Source organism: Roseovarius sp. (assembly GCF_018066915.1).
Lineage (GTDB): Bacteria > Pseudomonadota > Alphaproteobacteria > Rhodobacterales > Rhodobacteraceae > Roseovarius.
This window is the reverse complement of record NZ_JAGPVV010000182.1, coordinates 1-15,591: the sequence shown is the minus strand read 5'-3', so window position 1 is coordinate 15,591 and position 15,591 is coordinate 1. Positions and strand designations below refer to the sequence as shown.

Here is a 15,591-nt window from a genome sequence, read left to right as displayed (position 1 = left end):
ATAAAGGAAAACTCCGCCGTGCCCGCATCGTCAAATTCCAGACTGTCGATCGCCATTGGCCTGATTTCGATGTCGTTGATCACGATCTCGTCCATCCAGATCGCGCGAAAGAATTCCGGCCCCGTCAGCGCCAGTTCGGCGCTGCCATCGGCGGTGATCTCCATCTCGTAATAGGCCCCCGATTGCAGCGTGATCGGCCCCTCGCCCAAGGGTTTGCCCGAGGCCAGCGTGACCGCAATCTCATCCCCACGGTTGCATTTCGCCAAGAGACCGGCAAAACCCAGATCGTCGCAGAGTGGTGCGGCATGAGCGGGGGCAGCCAGCATCGCAAAGGCAGCGGCGGTCAGTATATGTTTCATAAGTTTTTTCCCTCTTCCCTGTTGGATCAATCAGATACGACCACGACGCCCCAGGGCTGCTGCCCCACCTGCACCGATTTCACGACCTCTTCGGCCTCGACATCAATGATCGAAATATCGTTGGAATTGCCGTTGGTGGTGTAGAGGTATTTCTCCTCGGCATCGAAGGCCAGTTGCCAGACGCGCTGTCCCACCAGCAGGTATTTTTCCACCTCGAAGGTCTCGCCATTCACCAGCGCCACCCGGTTCGACGGCCCTAGCGCCACAAACATCTTCTTGCCATCCGAGGTGACGCGCACGCCCACCGGCTGCAACAGTTCCGGCGCGATGCCGGGCACCTCGAACGTCACCTTGTGGACGATCTCGCCGCCATCCGGGTTGATCACGCTGACCGTGCCGCCAATCTCGGCACTGACGAACAGATATTTGCCATCCGCCGTATACTGCGCGAAGCGCGGGCGCTGATCGACCAGCGTATTCTGCACGATCTCATAACTCGTGGTGTCGATGAAATGCGCCATATTGGTGGTCTCTGACGTGTTGACCACATATTTACCATCCGGCGAAATCCCCATGCCCTCCGGCTCTACGCCCACGGGCACTTCGGCGAGAATTGTGTGCGTGTTCACATCCGTCACGGTGACCAGATTGTCATCCTCATTGGCGATAAAGAGCGGATTGCCCGAGGGATGCAGCACGAACAATTCCGGGTCCGGCCCCGAGGGCAGCGTGTGCAATTCCTGATAGGTCGCGGTATCGAACACCCGCACCACATTGTCATCCGACGCACAGACATAGAGATGCTTGCCATCCGGGCTCGCGGTGATGCCGCGCGGGCGGTTTCCGGCGGGGAATTCTGTGATCACCTCCCATGTCTCGCTATCCACAACGGTGATCGTATTGCCACGTTCATTGCTGACAAACACCTTGCCTGCCAGCGCCGGGCTGGTCATCAAGGCCACAATGGCGGTCGCAAGGGCTAAGCGGGTCATCGGGTAATCTCCTATTGGTCAAAGGCGGTGCAGGCGCTCTCGGGCTGATCAAGCCCCAGCGTATCCAAGAGCGAGCGTTGGTGCAGGAACCCTTCTTGCGGCGACACGCTCAGCGTGATCCGTCCATCGGCCAGCAGGATCGGCTGCCGCATCTGGCCGTTCCACGCCCGAAAGGTCAGCTTTTGGCCCTTGAACGCCGCCAATTCAAACTTGTCGCTCAGCGCATAAGCGCGGATTTCGGCGGGATCGGCGCTCTTGGTGCGCGTCACAGCCTCGCCCAGCACCCGCAGCGCGAGCCAGGCGGTATAATCCTCGGGGCGCATATAGCGGCCGGTCAATTCCTCGAACCGATGCTGAAACTGCGTGCCGCCCCAAGCCTCGAGCGCCGGATGCCAGGCCAAGGGCCGCAGCCCCGCTGATCCAACGATAGGAGAGGGCCGCCATGTGTGAAACGGCAGATAGGTCGCGAAAACATCGGTTTCATCGGCGGCGATGATGACGTCATGCTCGTCCAAATCCTGCGTGAACGTCGGCAATTGCCGTTGCACCTGCACATGCCCACTATCCGTGCGCCGCGCGCCGCCTGTGTCGGTGAATTCCTTCTCATCCACGATCTGCGCGCCAAACTTGGCGGCAGAGGCGCGGTAGGCCTCGGCCAGTGCAATATCCTCGGGGTGGGAGCCGTGAATGAGCGCCCAGCGCGGCCATTTCTTCCAGATCAGGAATTGCGCCACTGCATCGCTCTGCATCTGCCGCGAGGGCGCGATATGCAGGATATTGCCCCGGCACTCGGCGCTGCGCAACGCGGTATCCGGTGCCAAAGTGTTGAAGATCAGCGTATCCGGTGCCGCCGCCTCTGACATCGTCAGCAACTCTTCGGCCCGCGCCTGCACCGCAAAGAACCGCAGCCCTTCGCCTTGCAACCGCTCGAACTCGGTCAAGGCAGTCTCGGGCGTGGCGGCCACCACCTCTGTTACATAGGTCTGGCCCATGAATTGCCCCGTGGTCTGATTGTCCTCGGTCGCCAGTTGCGCGCCGGCAAATCCCAGATCATCAGGCCGCAGATCAAGCCGCGACACAGGCAACAGGGCCGGGTAATCCACCCGCAGCACGACGGCCTTGACCTCTTGCGCTTGGGCGGGCTGTGCGAGGGTCATGAGGCCCGCAAGAACGAGCAAGGCTAAGCGGAACATGCGCGGTCTCCGTCAAGGTCGTGGCGGTGGCGGGATCGCCCCATGCGGGTATCCTAGCAAAACCGACGGGTTTGTAAGGCATTTTCGCCCTGCCATGCGCCACCGCGCGGATAGCCGCAGATGAAACGGATTATTACGTAATTATTTCAGATACTTGATATGGATCATACTTTGGTCGCACAGGCCGAGATGAAAAGGCCCGGCACCATCGGTCGCCGGGCCTTGATCTCTCCGATTCCGCCCCTCTCACGCCGGGGCAAAGAGCCCGGCATACTCTGCCCTCAGGATGTTTTTCTGCACCTTGCCCATCGTGTTGCGCGGCAACTCGTCCAGCACGATCAGCTTGCGGGGATGCTTGAACCGCGCAAGGCTCTTGGCTGCCGCCCCGGCAATCGCGTCAATATCAAGTACCGCCCCCTTCTGCGGCACAAGGAACCCCACCACCGTCTCGCCGAAATCGGGATGCGGCACGCCTACCACAGCACTTTCGAGCACGCCGGGCTGTTCATCCAGCAACAATTCGATCTCCTTGGGGTAGATGTTATATCCCCCCGAAATGATCAGGTCCTTGTTGCGCCCGACGATTTGCACATAGCCTTGATCGTCGATGAGCCCCAGATCGCCGGTGATGAAAAACCCGGTCTCGCGCAATTCCTCGGCGGTCTTCTCGGGCATGTTCCAATAGCCCGCAAAGACATTCGGCCCCCGCACCTCGATGATGCCAATCTCGCCTTGCGGCACCTCGGCCCCTGTCTGCGGATCGGTGATCTTCAGCTCCACCCCCGGCAACGGAAAGCCGACCGTGCCCGCCCGCCGCGCGCCTGCGTAAGGGTTCGAGGTGTTCATATTGGTTTCGGTCATGCCATAACGTTCTAGGATGCGATGGCCCGTACGCTCTTCAAACGCCACATGGGTTTCAGCAAGAAGCGGCGCAGAACCCGAGGTAAAGAGCCGCATATGCGCCACCAGATCACGGGTAAAACGCGGATCATCCAGAAGGCGGGTGTAGAATGTCGGCACCCCCATCATGGATGTGGCGCGCGGCAATTGCGCGATCACCTGATCCTGGTCGAATTTCGGCAGGAATATCATCGACGCGCCTGCCAGGAGGATGATGTTGGTCGCCACAAAGAGGCCGTGGGTGTGAAAGATCGGCAGCGCGTGCAAGAGCACGTCGTCAGCACTGAACCGCCAATAGTCCACCAGCACCTCGGCATTGGACAGCAAGTTCTGTTGCGTCAGCATTGCGCCCTTGGAGCGGCCAGTCGTGCCCGAGGTATAGAGAAACGCCGCCAGATCATCCGGCCCGCGCGCAGCAGTCTCGAAATGCTCAGGCTGTCCCTTGGCCGCCTCCGGCAATGTGCCCGAGCCATTGGCGTTGAGCGTCATCAGAGTGGCCCCAGCCCGATCCGCAACCCCCTGCAACGCGCCCTCTTTCGCCCCGTCACACAGCAGAACCTTGGCTCCGCTATCGCCCACGAAATACCCCAACTCATCGCCGGTATAGCCGGTGTTGAGCGGCAAAAACACAATGCCCGCCTGCACACAGGCCGCATAAACCGCGAGCGCCTCGGGCGATTTCTCGACCTGCGCCGCCAGACGGTCGCCGGGGGCCAGTCCGGCACCGCGCAGCGCATGCGCATAACGCGCCGTCAGACGCAGGAACGCATCGTAGCTGACCACCGCGCCATCCGCCAAATGCAGGAACGGTTCGGTTTGCCCGGCATGGCGACCGAACAGGTTGTCATAGAGGGGATTGGCCATGGCTCTTGTCCTTCACTCTGTCTTTTTCGCGGCGGCGGCGGCCAGCGCCGTCACCTCGGCAGAGGCGGCGATCGCGCCCGCCCCGGCAAATCGTTCATGGTTCTGCGAAATCTGCGCGCGGTCGTAAAGGTAATTCACCATCACCCCGCCCGATTGTTTTTGCCCATTGGGCGACAAGTCCGCCCCGGCATGAATGGCATGCACCGAGGCCCCGTTGCCCAAGTGGAACCGCGCCACTGGATCATAGGGGCCACCGTCGCCCCGCTTGGCCTTGAGCAGATAGTGCGCCGTGACCGCGCGGCGGGCCTCCGGCTCTTCGGGCAGCGCGGCACCGCTCTCGCTCAGCCAGCGCGTCAGCCCCGGAATGGGCGAGAGCGTGACAAAGGTCTTGAGTCCCGGCAATTCCTGCGACAGATCCGCCACCACCTGCTTGATCAGCGAATTGCCAAAGGAAATCCCCGCCAGCCCCGCCTGACAGTTGGAGATGGAGTAGAACACCGCCGTATCCGCCTCATGCGCGCCAATCACAGCCCGCTCTTCGGACAGAACGTCATGGATGGCCCCCGGAATACCCCGGCTCAGCGCCACTTCGACGAAAATCAGCGGCTCGTCAGGCATGGCCGGGTGAAAGAACCCGAAACAGCGCCGGTCCTTGGGGGCCAGACGCCGGCGCAGGTCATCCCAACTGTCAATCGCATGCACCGCCTCATAGGCGATGATCTTTTCCAGCACATCGGCAGGCGAGGACCAGTTGATCGGGCGCAGCACCAGAAAGCCGCGATTGAACCAAGAGGCGAACAGATGCTTGAGATCAAGGTCCACCACCGCCAGCCCCGGATTGTCGCGCGCCAGACGCAAGAGGTCTGCCCGCATCGCCACAAGCTGCGCCGTGGCCCCCGGCACCTGATTGAGGCGGCGCGCCAGTTCCTGACGTGGCGGCTCGGATGCGGCCATGAAGGCGCGATAGCTGTCGCGGTCCGGCCCCGCCTCGAACGAGTCAAGCGCATTGCGCACGCTCTCGGGATCGACGCCCATGCCTTCGGTCAGAAACCGAAAGAACGCCAGCTTTTCAGTATCGGCCATCCCGGCGTAGCGATCAAGGATCAGCCGCGCCAGCGCCATCCCCGACACTTCGCCAGAGTTGCCCATCAGGGTCCGACACAGATCCTCGATGCTCCGGTTCTTGTGGTCCGGCTCGGATGCACCGCGATACCGCCGCTCGAATACCGTCGCCAGCAGATCGGCGAGCACGCTCATCGCATCGTCCCCATGACCAGATCAGGCAGCCAGGTTGCCAGCCCCGGAAAGAGGCACAGCAGCACAATCGCCAGAACCATGCAGCCGACATAAGGCAAGGACCCGACAAGGATGGTCTTGAGCTTGATATCCGGCGCGATGGAATTGATGACGTAGAGGTTCAGACCCACAGGTGGCGAAATCAGCCCGATTTCCATGTTGATCGTCAGCACGACCGCGAACCAGATCGGATCGAACCCGGCCGTCGTGATGATCGGCAACAGGATCGGTGCCGCCATCAGGATCACCGCCACCGGCGGCAAAAAGAACCCCGCGACCAAAAGGAACACATTGACCGCGCCCATCAGCACCCAACGGTTCACATCCAGCGTGCCGATCCATTCGGCAATGGATTGGGTGATGAAAAGCGACGACAGCATGTAGGAGAACACCCCCGCCGCCGCGATGATGAAGAGGATCATCACGCTCTCGCGGGTGCTGTCGCGCAGCACGACCCAGAGCGCGCGCGGCGACCAGAGCTTGTAAATCACCATGGCAATCACAAGGCACAAGAGCGCGCCAACCGCCGCCGTCTCGGACGGCGTGGCGATCCCGCCATACATGGCATAGAGCACGCCAAGGATGATGAAGAGAAACGGCAGCACGCGTGGCAGGATCTCGATCCGCTCGCGCCAGCTATAGCTGCGCCCAGTCAGCAGGTTCATATCCCCCGACCGCCATGTGGAATAGAGCGACCACGCCATAAAGAGACCCACCAGCATCAGCCCCGGAATAACCCCGGCCAGAAAAAGCCGCCCAATCGAGGTTTCCGTTGCAATGCCGTAGACAATCATCGTGACCGACGGCGGGATCAGAATACCCAGCGTCCCGCCCGCCGCAATAGAGCCAGCGGCCACCGCATCAGGATAGCCCCGCTTGCGCATCTCGGGGATGCCCATCTTGCCAATCGCGGCGCAGGTGGCGGGGCTCGATCCGGACATCGCGGAAAAGAGCGCGCAAGCCCCAAGGTTCGAGATCACGAGCCCACCGGGCACGCGCGTCAGCCACCGCTCCAGCGCCTCATAAAGATCAGCGCCTGCACGGGTTGAGGCAATCGAGGCCCCCATGATGATGAACATCGGGATCGACAGAAGGGCAAAGTTGTTGAGCTTGCCAAAGAAGATTTCCGGCAGCAATTCGAGAGACCGCATCCCGTCGAACACGATCAGGAACCCGCCCGAGACGATCAGCAGGCCCAAGGCCACCGACACCCCGGAAAACAACACCACGATGGTTGCAATCGCAACGATCAGGCCAAGCAAAAGCGGGTCCATCAGACGTCCTCCAGCCCAAAGGGCGCATCAATGTTCAAGAGCAGCGCCACAAGATCGGCGACCAGTTGCAAGAGAAAGAGGCCAAGGCCCACGGGTATGGCGAGATAGGGTATCCACAGATCAATCGCCCAGACCGTATCCGAGGTCCAACCGCGCGCCCAGGCGACGTGCCAGAATTCATAGCCATACCAGAGCATGACCGCGACAATCACGATCGAGAGCGTGAGCGTCACCACCGCCAACCCCTTGCGCGCCCGGCGCGGAACCGCAAGCGGGACGAGGTCCACGTTCACATGCCCGCGCAGGCGCTGCACATAGGACAGACCCAAGAGCGTGGCCGCAATCATCAGATAGATCACCGCCTCTGTCTGCCAGACGGTGGTACCGTTCATCACGAACCGGACCCAGATCATCTGGCAGGTGATGAAGACGGAGGCAACGATCATCGCCGCCGAAATCCACCCCGCCAGGGTAGAGAGCGCCGCAACCGCGCGCAGAAAAGGATTTTGTCCGGTGCGCGCAACGGCACCCGATGCATGGCCAGCCATGGTCTACCTCATGTCAGGGGGGGGCAGGAGAGCGGCTGCCGCGCGCGATATCAGCGCGGCAGCCCGAGACGATCACTCGACAGCGAACGCCATATCAAGCAGCGCCTGTCCATCCGGCACGCTTGCCACGAACTCTTTGTAAGAGGTCTCTGCTGCCAGCGCGCGCCAAGCCTGGAAATCCTCTTCGGTCATCGCGGCAATCTCGACGCCCGCATCCTTGAACACCTGAACCGACGCGGCGTCCTCTTTCTTGGCCTCGTCCAGATAGAAGGCTTCGGCCTTTTCCGCCGCCGCCATCAAGGCCGCCTGCTGCTCCGCACTCAGCCCATCAAAGGTGGATTTGTTCATCAAGAGCGGCTGATACATGAACCACAGAGCCACGTCGCCTGCAGGCGTGTAGCATTTCACCTGCTCATAGATGCGGTAGGACACGAACGACGAGGACGAGGTGTTGACCGCATCCAGAACGCCGGTCTGCATCGCGTTGTAGATCTCGGACGAGGCCATCGACGCAATCGAGGCACCGGCACCCGCCAGCATCTGCTCAAACGCCTTGCCTGCGGCGCGGGTCTGCATGCCTGCCACATCCTCGGGCTTGGTGATGCATTTGTCGGTGCTGGCAAAGCCACCGGCCAGATAGCCATGCACCAGAACCATCACGTCATCTTCGGCCATCTTGGCCTCGATCGCCTCCATGAAGGGGCTGTCCGAGAGGCGCGCGGCGTGGTCGTGGTTCTTGACCAGACCGGGCATCAGCGTGAGGTTGTAGGACGGCTGCTGGCCCCCGGCATAGCTGAGCGGCAACACGGTCATGTCAAGCTGACCCCGGCTCAGCGGCGTATACTGTTCGCGCGCCTTGAAGAGCGACTCCGAGCCAAAGATCTTGATGTCGAGATCGACACCGGCGGCGGCCACCTCATCGGCCACGATCTGCGCCACCTTGTGACGCACGTCGTTGTTCGACCACTGATGCGACAGGCGCAGTTCGGTGGCAAGGGCGGCGCTGCTCAGCAGCATCATCCCGGCAGCAGCCGCCGCCGTGAAAGTCATCTTGTTCATATCTTCCTCCCATTCTGCCCGAACGTGTGGCCCGGACCGTGTAGGGGAGTGTTTGGTGTTTTGAATTCAGAGTCAAGATTTTTGTATACAAGAGTTTCCCACTTGCGCACAAACCCCGCCCTCGCTAGGATTTTTTTATGGAGATACGCCGCGCAGACATGATTGCCGACACGTTGGAAGAGCTGGTTTTTACCGGCGACTTCAGCGATGGCGACCGGCTGGACGAAATCCGCCTCGCCCGGCAATTCAATGTCTCGCGCACTCCGATTCGTGAGGCATTGCAACGGCTTGTGGCCTCTGGTCTGGCGGTGCAAATCCCCCGCCGCGGCGTATTCATCCGCCAACCCGGCCTTGTCGAACTGATGGAGATGTTCGAGACCATGGCCGAGATCGAAGGCGTCTGTGGCCGTCTTGCCGCGCACCGCATCTCGGAATCAGCCCTCGCCGATCTCGACACCGCCAACGCCCGCTGCACCGAGGCGATCGCTGCGGACGATGCCGATGGCTACTACCGCGAGAACGAGCGTTTTCACCACATGATCTATCGTCACGCGGGCAACGGCTTTCTCGAGCAAGAGGCGCTGCGCCTCCACCGCCGCCTGAAACCGTTTCGCCGGATGCAATTGCGCCTGCGCGGGCGGATGGCACAATCCATGGCCGAACACGAGGCCGTCGTCACCGCCCTACGCGCCGGAGAGGCCGAGCGTGCCGCAGAGGTGCTGCGCGGCCATGTCGCCATCCAAGGCGAGAAATTCCACCTCTTGATGGCCAGCCTCCGCCGCGCCGCGGAATGACATCGCCCCCGCTGGACAGCGCCCGCGCGCGCCATTAGGTAAGCGGAATGGCCAAGGACAAGGAAAATCCGAACTACAAGGTGATCGCCGAGAACCGGCGCGCACGCTATGACTATGCCATCGACGATGATCTCGAATGTGGCATCATCCTCGAAGGCTCCGAGGTGAAATCGCTTCGCGTCAACAGCGCCAATATCGCCGAGAGCTACGCCATGGTCGAAAATGGCGAACTCTGGCTCGTGAATTCCTACATCGCCCCCTACGAGCAGGCCAAGACCTTTGGCCACGAGGAAAAGCGGCGGCGCAAGCTGCTGGTTTCGAAAAAGGAAATGTCCCGCCTCTGGAGTGAAACTCAGCGCAAGGGCATGACGCTGGTGCCGCTCGTGCTCTATTTCAACCATCGCGGCATCGCCAAGCTCAAGATCGGCATCGCCAAGGGCAAAAAGAACCACGACAAGCGCGAAACCGAGGCCAAGCGCGATTGGGCCCGGCAAAAGCAGCGCCTGCTCAAGGATCATGGCTAGGCCACGGGAGAGCGACGGATGGAATTGATCATCGCTCTTCTGACCGGTGCCACGGCGGCGATGATCGCCGCTGGCCTCTGGCTTTCGCCGCGTATGGGCTGGCTCTTGCATGCGGCGGTGGGCGCGGTCGGAGGGGCCGTTGCCGGATACCTTCTCAGCCTCACCCCGGCCACGGGCGGCGACGCCGCCTATATCCTCCGCCTCATCACCGCGACGGGCCTCTGCGGTGCCGCAGCCCTCTGGGCGCTTGGCGCTGCCACCCGCCTCTTGCGGCGATAACCGCAGGCACGCTGCACGGTCTTGCCCTTTTGCCCCTCAGACTGTAGGCAGAAAGCGTTTGAACCGGGGGGCAAATGGCCATGGACGATCCGAAAACGCTTGTTTCCACCGATTGGTTGGCGGCCCATTTCAAGGATCCAGACCTGCGTATTCTCGACGGCACCATGTTCATGGCCGCCGAGGGGCGCAGCGGGCGCGCGGAATACGAGGCCGCGCATATCCCCGGCGCGCGCTTCTTTGACATCGACGACATCAGCGATGCGCGCTCGGAACTCCCGCACATGGCCCCGCCGGTCGAGAAATTCATGTCCAAACTCCGCGCCATGGGCGTCGGCGACGGGCATCAGGTGGTGGTCTATGACGCCAAGGGGATGTTTTCGGCGGCCCGCGTCTGGTGGCTCTTCCGGCTGATGGGTCAGGACAATATCGCCGTGCTCGATGGCGGTTTCCCGAAATGGCAAGCCGAGGGCCGCGCCATCGAGGATATGCCGCCCATCATCCGCGACCGCCACATGACCGTGCGCCGCCAGAACCAGATGGTCAAGGACGTGACTCAGGTTGCCGCCGCCGCCAAGCTGGGCGATTACGAAATCCTTGATGCCCGCTCTGCCGCCCGTTTTCGCGGCGAGGCCCCCGAGCCTCGCACCGGTCTGCGCGCAGGCCACATCCCCGGCTCCAAGAACGTGCCCTATACCGACCTCTTGAACGCCGACATGACCATGAAAGACCCCGACGCCCTGCGCGCGGTCTTCGCCGCCGCCGGGGTGGATATGACCAAGCCGGTCATCACCTCCTGCGGCTCTGGCGTGACCGCCGCCATCATCAATCTGGCGCTGGAGCGGATCGGCAAGACCGACCATGCGCTTTATGACGGGTCTTGGACCGAATGGGGCGCGTTCCCCACCCTGCCTGTCGCCACTGGAGAAGCCTGATGTTTGACGCCCTGAAAGAAAAACCCGCTGACAAGATTCTGGCCCTCGGTCAGGCGTTCCGCGAGGACCCGCGCGAGACCAAGATCGACCTTGGCGTCGGCGTCTACAAAACACCCGAGGGCGTGACCCCGGTCATGCGCGCGGTCAAGGCCGCCGAAAAACAGCTCTGGGAAACTGAGACCACCAAGGCCTATACCGGCCTAGCGGGCGATCCGGCCTTTGCCGATGTGATGATTTTGCTCATCTTGGGTGATGCCGTGACCCGCGATCAGGTCTCGGCGATTGCCACGCCGGGCGGCACCGGTGCGGTGCGTCAGGCCTTTGATCTGATCAAGATGGCCACCCCTGGTGCCCGCGTCTTTGTCTCGGATCCGACATGGCCCAACCACCTGAGCATCCTTGCCCATATGGGCATCGAGGTGGTGATGTATCGCTATTTCGACCCTGAAACCGTGGGCGTCGATTTCACCGGCATGATGGCCGATCTGGACGGTCTGCGCGCGGGCGATGTGGTGCTGCTACATGGCTGCTGCCACAACCCGACCGGTGCCAATCTCAACATGACCGAGTGGCGCGCGGTGGTGGACCTGCTCAATGCGCGTGGCGCTCTGCCGATGATCGACATCGCCTATCAGGGCTTTGGCGACGGACTCGAGGCGGATGCCGCCGCCGTGCGGTTCGTGGCGGAAAACTGCCCCGAGATGCTGATTGCGGCCAGTTGCTCCAAGAACTTCGGTATCTACCGCGAACGCACTGGCATCCTCATGGCCGTGGCGCAGGACCGCGCCTTGCAGAAAGTCACCCAAGGCAACCTCGCCTATCTCAACCGCCAGAACTATTCCTTTCCGCCCGATCACGGTGCGCGATTGGTGACGATGGTTCTGACCGATCCCGCCCTGCGCGCCGACTGGCAGTCAGAGCTTGAGGAAGTGCGCCTTGGCATGCTCAAGCTGCGCGAATCCCTCGCGGCAGAGTTGCAGCGAATTTCCGGCTCGGACCGCTTTGGCTTTATCGCCCAGCATCGCGGCATGTTCTCGCGGCTTGGGGCCACCCCTGAACAGGTCGAGCGCCTGCGCGCCGACCATGGGATCTACATGATCGGCGACAGCCGCATCAACATTGCAGGGCTCAACGCAAAAACCGTTCCGATATTGGCCAAAGCAATGATCGAGGTGGGCGTATAAGGCGCCCACACTCTCCACCCAAAGTCGCATAGCGCCCCGCCCTGACGCGGCATACCATCGCCGCATGAAACGGGCGCATTTCTTCTGGCTTCTGGCCGGGTTTCTGTCGGCCTCTGCCGCCACGGCGCAGGGGCTTGTGCCGTTGCGCGACGGGGCCAGCGTGGCCTTTCTCGGGATCACCTTCATCGACACCTCGACCGAGGGTGCCTATAACCCTGTGCGCGCCGATGAAACCGCGCGTCTGGCGCTGGTGCAGGACTATGTCCAGACCCGCTTTGCCGAGGATGGGTTTGCCATCGTCGATCTCGCCCCGATTTCCACCGATCTGGCCGCCGTGACCAATCCCGCCGATTGCTACGGCTGCGAGACCCGTCTCGCCGCGCGGCTCGATGCCGATTACGTGCTGGTGGGTGAGGTGCAAAAGGTCTCGAACCTGATCCTGTCGATGAACCTTGTGCTGCGCGCCGTGCCCAGCGGCGAGGTGGTGCGCGCCCGCGCGGTCGATATCCGCTCCAACACCGATGATTCCTGGCTGCGCGGCATGCGCTATATCTTCAAGACCCATATCTTTGCGGAGGGATGACATGAAACATCTGACCCCGGCCCTTGCGGCGCTGCTGCTCTCTGGTCCCGCACTGGCGCAATCAGCCTGGCCCGACATTCAATCCGCCCTTTACGGCGACGCGTCCCTCATTGCCCAAAGCGCGCATGTCACGCTTGATGTGCCCTACCGCGCCACTGATGATGCGCGCACGGTGTTGGGCGGGCATGTGATCGCTCCACCGGGGCAGCGCATCACCGCCGTGACGCTTGTGATCGACGAAAACCCCGCCCCCGTGGCCGCCGAATTCCATCTTGCCGCGCCACAGGCCGAATTCGCCTTCAGTCTCACCACCCGCCTCAACGGGCAAACGCCGCTGCATCTCGTGGCGCTCACCGACACCGGCGAGCGGCACATGGCCGAGGCATTCCTCAAAACCTCTGGCCAAGGGGCCTGCGCCGCCCCTCCGGGCACCGATCCCATCGCGGCGCTGGCCACCTTGGGCGAAATGGAGCTGGCCTTTCTGCCTGACCTCACCGCCCCCAGCAAGAGCGTGAACACCCGCCTTGCCACGCTCTCGGGCAAGGTTCACGCGCTCGATGTGGATATCAGCCACCCCAGCCATTCGGGTCTGGCGATGGATCAGATCAGCCTGCTCTACACGCCCCTGCGCGTGGTCGAGGAAGTGGCGATCACGCTCGACAGTGCGCCCTATCTCACCATGACCGGCAGCATTTCCCTGTCAGAAAACCCACGCCTGCGCGTGTCCATCCCCGGTGGCACTACGGCGGCAGAGGTCAGATTGCGCGATACGGACGGGACCGAAACACAGGCGCGCACCAGCTTGGCGGCGTATTGAGAAGAGGGCGCTTCACGACCGTAGCCCGCGCGGACCGAGGCGCGTAGCGCCTCCCTACGTCCCCGGCTCCCCCGGTCTCGCCTCGACCCGCTCCAGCGGATAGCCTTCGACACCCCAGCCATCGGTGCCCTCGGGAAACCAGTAAACCTCGGAATATCCCATCTCCAGCGCGCGCTTGGCTGCGTTCCACGACATCCAGCAGTCCTCTAGGCAGAAGAAGAGCACCGGATGGCCTGGATCGCCCCCTGTCATTTCTGCCAGACCCTCGCGCAGATAGGCCTCCGTTTCGGGTGCAATCCGCTCATATCCGGTGTTGGGCAACCAGACAGCGCCCGGAATGGACAGGCGCGGCTTGTCGCGCCAGATCGTGCCCGCAGGCAGGTTCGCAGGCTTGGGCGCGCGCGGCAGCACATCGACGAACGCCACCTCTCCCCTCTGCCAGAGCACATGCGCAGCCTTGGCATCGACCACAACCGCCCCTGCCAATGTCTCGGGCACCGGCGCGCGGTAGGGTTGACCGCGATAGCCCTCTGGCTCCGCCACCCCCTGCGCCACCACCGGTCCGGCCAGCAGCATCAGCGCGGCCAGACCAGCCCGGATCATTGCGAGAGCACCTTGGCCTCTGTGCCCATGTCGTTGAGCAGCGGCACACCGGCCTCGACGAGGATCGCGTCAATCCCCGCCTGATTGCGCCGAATGAGCGAATTCAGTTCTCGCTTCCACTGATCCTCGCCCAGACGCACACCCATGGTGATCCGGTAAAACATCTTGGGCGCGCCTGACTCCTGCATAAGGGGAACAACCTTCAAACCGGGATGCTCGCGCTTGACCAGAGGGCCACCGATTGGCCCCCAGAGCACAGCAGCGTCAATCTCTCCGGCCTCGAGATCCCGCAACATATCCTGCGCGGGCGATTGCACCCTGCGGTCCACGAACAGAGGATAGGCCCGCGCCTTGGCCATCAGCCCGTTGCGCGCCATATGCGTGCCCGGCGGACTGCCCGCGATGATGCCCACCACCTTGCCCTTGAGACGCGGATCGGCGAGCGTCACCACATCCGACAATTCCCCCGTCTGCGGCAGGATGAGCGTATAGGCCGAAACCATGTAGTGATTGGTGTTCTGCACAAGCTCATGCCCCTGCGCAAAGCCGATGATCACATCACACCGCTTTTCGCCCAAGGTCCGGCGCACGAAACCCGTGGCCATCGGAAACCAGCTATATTCGACAGGCCGCTCCAACGCAGCAGCCAGCAAATCGGCGATTTTGTTCTCGAACCCGGTTCCCGCCTCGGTCGACATCGGATCATTGGCTGGATCGGCACAGACCCGAAACGCCGTCTGAGACACAAGCTCTGCCATCTGCGCCCCCGCCACTCCGGGCAAGAGCGCGACAGCGAGGCCAAGCGCCTTAGCCCATGCAGGCATCTTCATCCGCTTGAATGGCATCGGATTTCGCCTCCTTCTTGGCCGGGCGGCCACGCTCGACCACGCCCAGACCGCGCGCCTTGAGATAGACATAGATGTCGTCGAGATAGCACATCACATTCGGATTGGTGCCAAAGGACGGCATCACCGAATTTTCCGACGCATTCACCTTTTGTCGCCCCTCGGCCACGACGCCGTAAAAGTCGTAGTAATCCATCTTCACAGCCGAATTCTTGAGCGCCGGCGCATAGGTCGAGCCTTCGCCATCCGGACCGTGACAGACATGGCATTCCGCGTGATAGCGCCGGAAACCCGAGAATGTCCGCCAATCCACCGTGCCATCCTCGGCCACGTTGAAGGTGGGAATGTCATCGGCGGTGAAATAGCGGCCATCCTGTTCGTAGGCGGCAGCAAACTTGGGATCATCGGGCGACGGGGCCTCCTCGCCAAGGACCGGTAGCGCAACAAGCGCCAGACATGCGGCCAGACCGGCGGGCAAGAGGCGACGGGACGTCAACATTCGGAACTCCTTTTGTATTCTCAGGTGCGGCGGCGCGGCACATCAG

At 62.2% G+C, this 15,591-nt stretch carries 18 protein-coding genes; 7 read left to right on the top strand and 11 right to left on the bottom strand.

The window, feature by feature from the left end; translation table 11 throughout:
* The 8 genes from KBT70_RS09975 to dctP form a co-directional block, all read right to left on the bottom strand.
* On the bottom strand, nucleotides 1-359 hold a 359-nt coding region (locus tag KBT70_RS09975), incomplete at its 3' end, for a hypothetical protein (RefSeq protein ID WP_296632200.1).
* Nucleotides 360-385: 26 nt separating this feature from the next.
* The gene (locus KBT70_RS09970) at nucleotides 386-1,351 is read right to left on the bottom strand and encodes a YVTN family beta-propeller repeat protein (protein ID WP_296632198.1); all 966 of its coding nucleotides are present in this window, start codon (nucleotides 1,349-1,351) and stop codon (nucleotides 386-388) included.
* A gap of 11 nt (nucleotides 1,352-1,362) precedes the next feature.
* Nucleotides 1,363-2,544 carry an ABC transporter substrate-binding protein gene (locus tag KBT70_RS09965; protein WP_296632195.1) on the bottom strand — a complete coding sequence of 394 codons (1,182 nt, stop codon included), beginning with the start codon at nucleotides 2,542-2,544 and terminating at the stop codon, nucleotides 1,363-1,365.
* Nucleotides 2,545-2,790: 246 nt separating this feature from the next.
* The gene (locus KBT70_RS09960) at nucleotides 2,791-4,308 is read right to left on the bottom strand and encodes a malonyl-CoA synthase (RefSeq protein WP_296632192.1); all 1,518 of its coding nucleotides are present in this window, start codon (nucleotides 4,306-4,308) and stop codon (nucleotides 2,791-2,793) included.
* Nucleotides 4,309-4,320: 12 nt separating this feature from the next.
* Nucleotides 4,321-5,565: a malonyl-CoA decarboxylase gene (locus KBT70_RS09955; protein WP_296632189.1), complete on the bottom strand. Its 1,245-nt coding sequence runs from the start codon at nucleotides 5,563-5,565 to the stop codon at nucleotides 4,321-4,323.
* Nucleotides 5,562-6,878 carry a TRAP transporter large permease gene (locus tag KBT70_RS09950; protein ID WP_296632186.1) on the bottom strand — a complete coding sequence of 439 codons (1,317 nt, stop codon included), beginning with the start codon at nucleotides 6,876-6,878 and terminating at the stop codon, nucleotides 5,562-5,564. The genes KBT70_RS09955 and KBT70_RS09950 overlap by 4 nt, the downstream gene beginning before the upstream one ends.
* Complete coding sequence (locus KBT70_RS09945) at nucleotides 6,878-7,426, bottom strand: TRAP transporter small permease (protein ID WP_296632181.1); 549 nt, start codon at nucleotides 7,424-7,426, stop codon at nucleotides 6,878-6,880. The genes KBT70_RS09950 and KBT70_RS09945 overlap by 1 nt, the downstream gene beginning before the upstream one ends.
* A 72-nt stretch (nucleotides 7,427-7,498) precedes the next feature.
* Nucleotides 7,499-8,485: a TRAP transporter substrate-binding protein DctP gene (dctP, locus tag KBT70_RS09940; RefSeq protein WP_296632174.1), complete on the bottom strand. Its 987-nt coding sequence runs from the start codon at nucleotides 8,483-8,485 to the stop codon at nucleotides 7,499-7,501.
* A gap of 137 nt (nucleotides 8,486-8,622) precedes the next feature.
* On the opposite strand from dctP, the gene KBT70_RS09935 reads away from it, so the two are divergent.
* The 7 genes from KBT70_RS09935 (at nucleotide 8,623) to KBT70_RS09905 (ending at nucleotide 13,598) form a co-directional block, all read left to right on the top strand.
* The gene (locus tag KBT70_RS09935; protein ID WP_296632172.1) at nucleotides 8,623-9,279 is read left to right on the top strand and encodes a GntR family transcriptional regulator; all 657 of its coding nucleotides are present in this window, start codon (nucleotides 8,623-8,625) and stop codon (nucleotides 9,277-9,279) included.
* A gap of 47 nt (nucleotides 9,280-9,326) precedes the next feature.
* Nucleotides 9,327-9,803, top strand: coding sequence for an SsrA-binding protein SmpB (gene smpB, locus KBT70_RS09930; protein ID WP_296632168.1), 477 nt, complete (start codon nucleotides 9,327-9,329; stop codon nucleotides 9,801-9,803).
* Nucleotides 9,804-9,821: 18 nt separating this feature from the next.
* Nucleotides 9,822-10,082 carry an SsrA-binding protein gene (locus tag KBT70_RS09925; RefSeq protein ID WP_296632165.1) on the top strand — a complete coding sequence of 87 codons (261 nt, stop codon included), beginning with the start codon at nucleotides 9,822-9,824 and terminating at the stop codon, nucleotides 10,080-10,082.
* Between the two features lie 80 nt (nucleotides 10,083-10,162).
* Complete coding sequence (gene sseA / locus KBT70_RS09920) at nucleotides 10,163-11,014, top strand: 3-mercaptopyruvate sulfurtransferase (protein WP_296632162.1); 852 nt, start codon at nucleotides 10,163-10,165, stop codon at nucleotides 11,012-11,014.
* On the top strand, nucleotides 11,014-12,198 hold the full coding sequence (locus KBT70_RS09915; protein WP_296632159.1) for an amino acid aminotransferase: 1,185 nt from the start codon (nucleotides 11,014-11,016) through the stop codon (nucleotides 12,196-12,198). Before sseA ends, KBT70_RS09915 begins: the two co-directional genes overlap by 1 nt.
* A gap of 64 nt (nucleotides 12,199-12,262) precedes the next feature.
* On the top strand, nucleotides 12,263-12,781 hold the full coding sequence (locus tag KBT70_RS09910) for a DUF3280 domain-containing protein (RefSeq protein ID WP_296632156.1): 519 nt from the start codon (nucleotides 12,263-12,265) through the stop codon (nucleotides 12,779-12,781).
* Between the two features lies 1 nt (nucleotide 12,782).
* Nucleotides 12,783-13,598, top strand: coding sequence for a quinoprotein dehydrogenase-associated SoxYZ-like carrier (locus KBT70_RS09905; protein WP_296632153.1), 816 nt, complete (start codon nucleotides 12,783-12,785; stop codon nucleotides 13,596-13,598).
* A 54-nt stretch (nucleotides 13,599-13,652) separates the two neighbouring features.
* On the opposite strand, the gene KBT70_RS09900 is transcribed toward KBT70_RS09905, so the two are convergent.
* From KBT70_RS09900 to KBT70_RS09890, 3 genes are read right to left on the bottom strand one after another with little or no spacing between them, the layout of a single operon-like run.
* A complete protein-coding gene (locus tag KBT70_RS09900; protein ID WP_296632151.1) occupies nucleotides 13,653-14,201 on the bottom strand; it encodes a PQQ-dependent catabolism-associated CXXCW motif protein in 549 nt (182 codons plus the stop codon).
* A complete protein-coding gene (locus KBT70_RS09895) occupies nucleotides 14,198-15,025 on the bottom strand; it encodes a substrate-binding domain-containing protein (RefSeq protein ID WP_296632203.1) in 828 nt (275 codons plus the stop codon). The genes KBT70_RS09900 and KBT70_RS09895 overlap by 4 nt, the downstream gene beginning before the upstream one ends.
* A complete protein-coding gene (locus KBT70_RS09890) occupies nucleotides 15,009-15,545 on the bottom strand; it encodes a c-type cytochrome, methanol metabolism-related (protein ID WP_296632148.1) in 537 nt (178 codons plus the stop codon). The genes KBT70_RS09895 and KBT70_RS09890 overlap by 17 nt, the downstream gene beginning before the upstream one ends.
* Nucleotides 15,546-15,591 lie beyond the last annotated feature (46 nt).

What these genes read in the sequence shown, in the direction of transcription:
- KBT70_RS09970 (WP_296632198.1), bottom strand. Translation starts at nt 1,351, where the DNA reads ATGACCCGCTTAGCCCTTGCGACCGCCATTGTGGCCTTGATGACCAGC.
- KBT70_RS09965 (WP_296632195.1), bottom strand. Translation starts at nt 2,544, where the DNA reads ATGTTCCGCTTAGCCTTGCTCGTTCTTGCGGGCCTCATGACCCTCGCA.
- KBT70_RS09960 (WP_296632192.1), bottom strand. Translation starts at nt 4,308, where the DNA reads ATGGCCAATCCCCTCTATGACAACCTGTTCGGTCGCCATGCCGGGCAA.
- KBT70_RS09955 (WP_296632189.1), bottom strand. Translation starts at nt 5,565, where the DNA reads ATGAGCGTGCTCGCCGATCTGCTGGCGACGGTATTCGAGCGGCGGTAT.
- KBT70_RS09950 (WP_296632186.1), bottom strand. Translation starts at nt 6,878, where the DNA reads ATGGACCCGCTTTTGCTTGGCCTGATCGTTGCGATTGCAACCATCGTG.
- KBT70_RS09945 (WP_296632181.1), bottom strand. Translation starts at nt 7,426, where the DNA reads ATGGCTGGCCATGCATCGGGTGCCGTTGCGCGCACCGGACAAAATCCT.
- dctP (WP_296632174.1), bottom strand. Translation starts at nt 8,485, where the DNA reads ATGAACAAGATGACTTTCACGGCGGCGGCTGCTGCCGGGATGATGCTG.
- KBT70_RS09935 (WP_296632172.1), top strand. Translation starts at nt 8,623, where the DNA reads ATGGAGATACGCCGCGCAGACATGATTGCCGACACGTTGGAAGAGCTG.
- smpB (WP_296632168.1), top strand. Translation starts at nt 9,327, where the DNA reads ATGGCCAAGGACAAGGAAAATCCGAACTACAAGGTGATCGCCGAGAAC.
- KBT70_RS09925 (WP_296632165.1), top strand. Translation starts at nt 9,822, where the DNA reads ATGGAATTGATCATCGCTCTTCTGACCGGTGCCACGGCGGCGATGATC.
- sseA (WP_296632162.1), top strand. Translation starts at nt 10,163, where the DNA reads ATGGACGATCCGAAAACGCTTGTTTCCACCGATTGGTTGGCGGCCCAT.
- KBT70_RS09915 (WP_296632159.1), top strand. Translation starts at nt 11,014, where the DNA reads ATGTTTGACGCCCTGAAAGAAAAACCCGCTGACAAGATTCTGGCCCTC.
- KBT70_RS09910 (WP_296632156.1), top strand. Translation starts at nt 12,263, where the DNA reads ATGAAACGGGCGCATTTCTTCTGGCTTCTGGCCGGGTTTCTGTCGGCC.
- KBT70_RS09905 (WP_296632153.1), top strand. Translation starts at nt 12,783, where the DNA reads ATGAAACATCTGACCCCGGCCCTTGCGGCGCTGCTGCTCTCTGGTCCC.
- KBT70_RS09900 (WP_296632151.1), bottom strand. Translation starts at nt 14,201, where the DNA reads ATGATCCGGGCTGGTCTGGCCGCGCTGATGCTGCTGGCCGGACCGGTG.
- KBT70_RS09895 (WP_296632203.1), bottom strand. Translation starts at nt 15,025, where the DNA reads ATGCCTGCATGGGCTAAGGCGCTTGGCCTCGCTGTCGCGCTCTTGCCC.
- KBT70_RS09890 (WP_296632148.1), bottom strand. Translation starts at nt 15,545, where the DNA reads ATGTTGACGTCCCGTCGCCTCTTGCCCGCCGGTCTGGCCGCATGTCTG.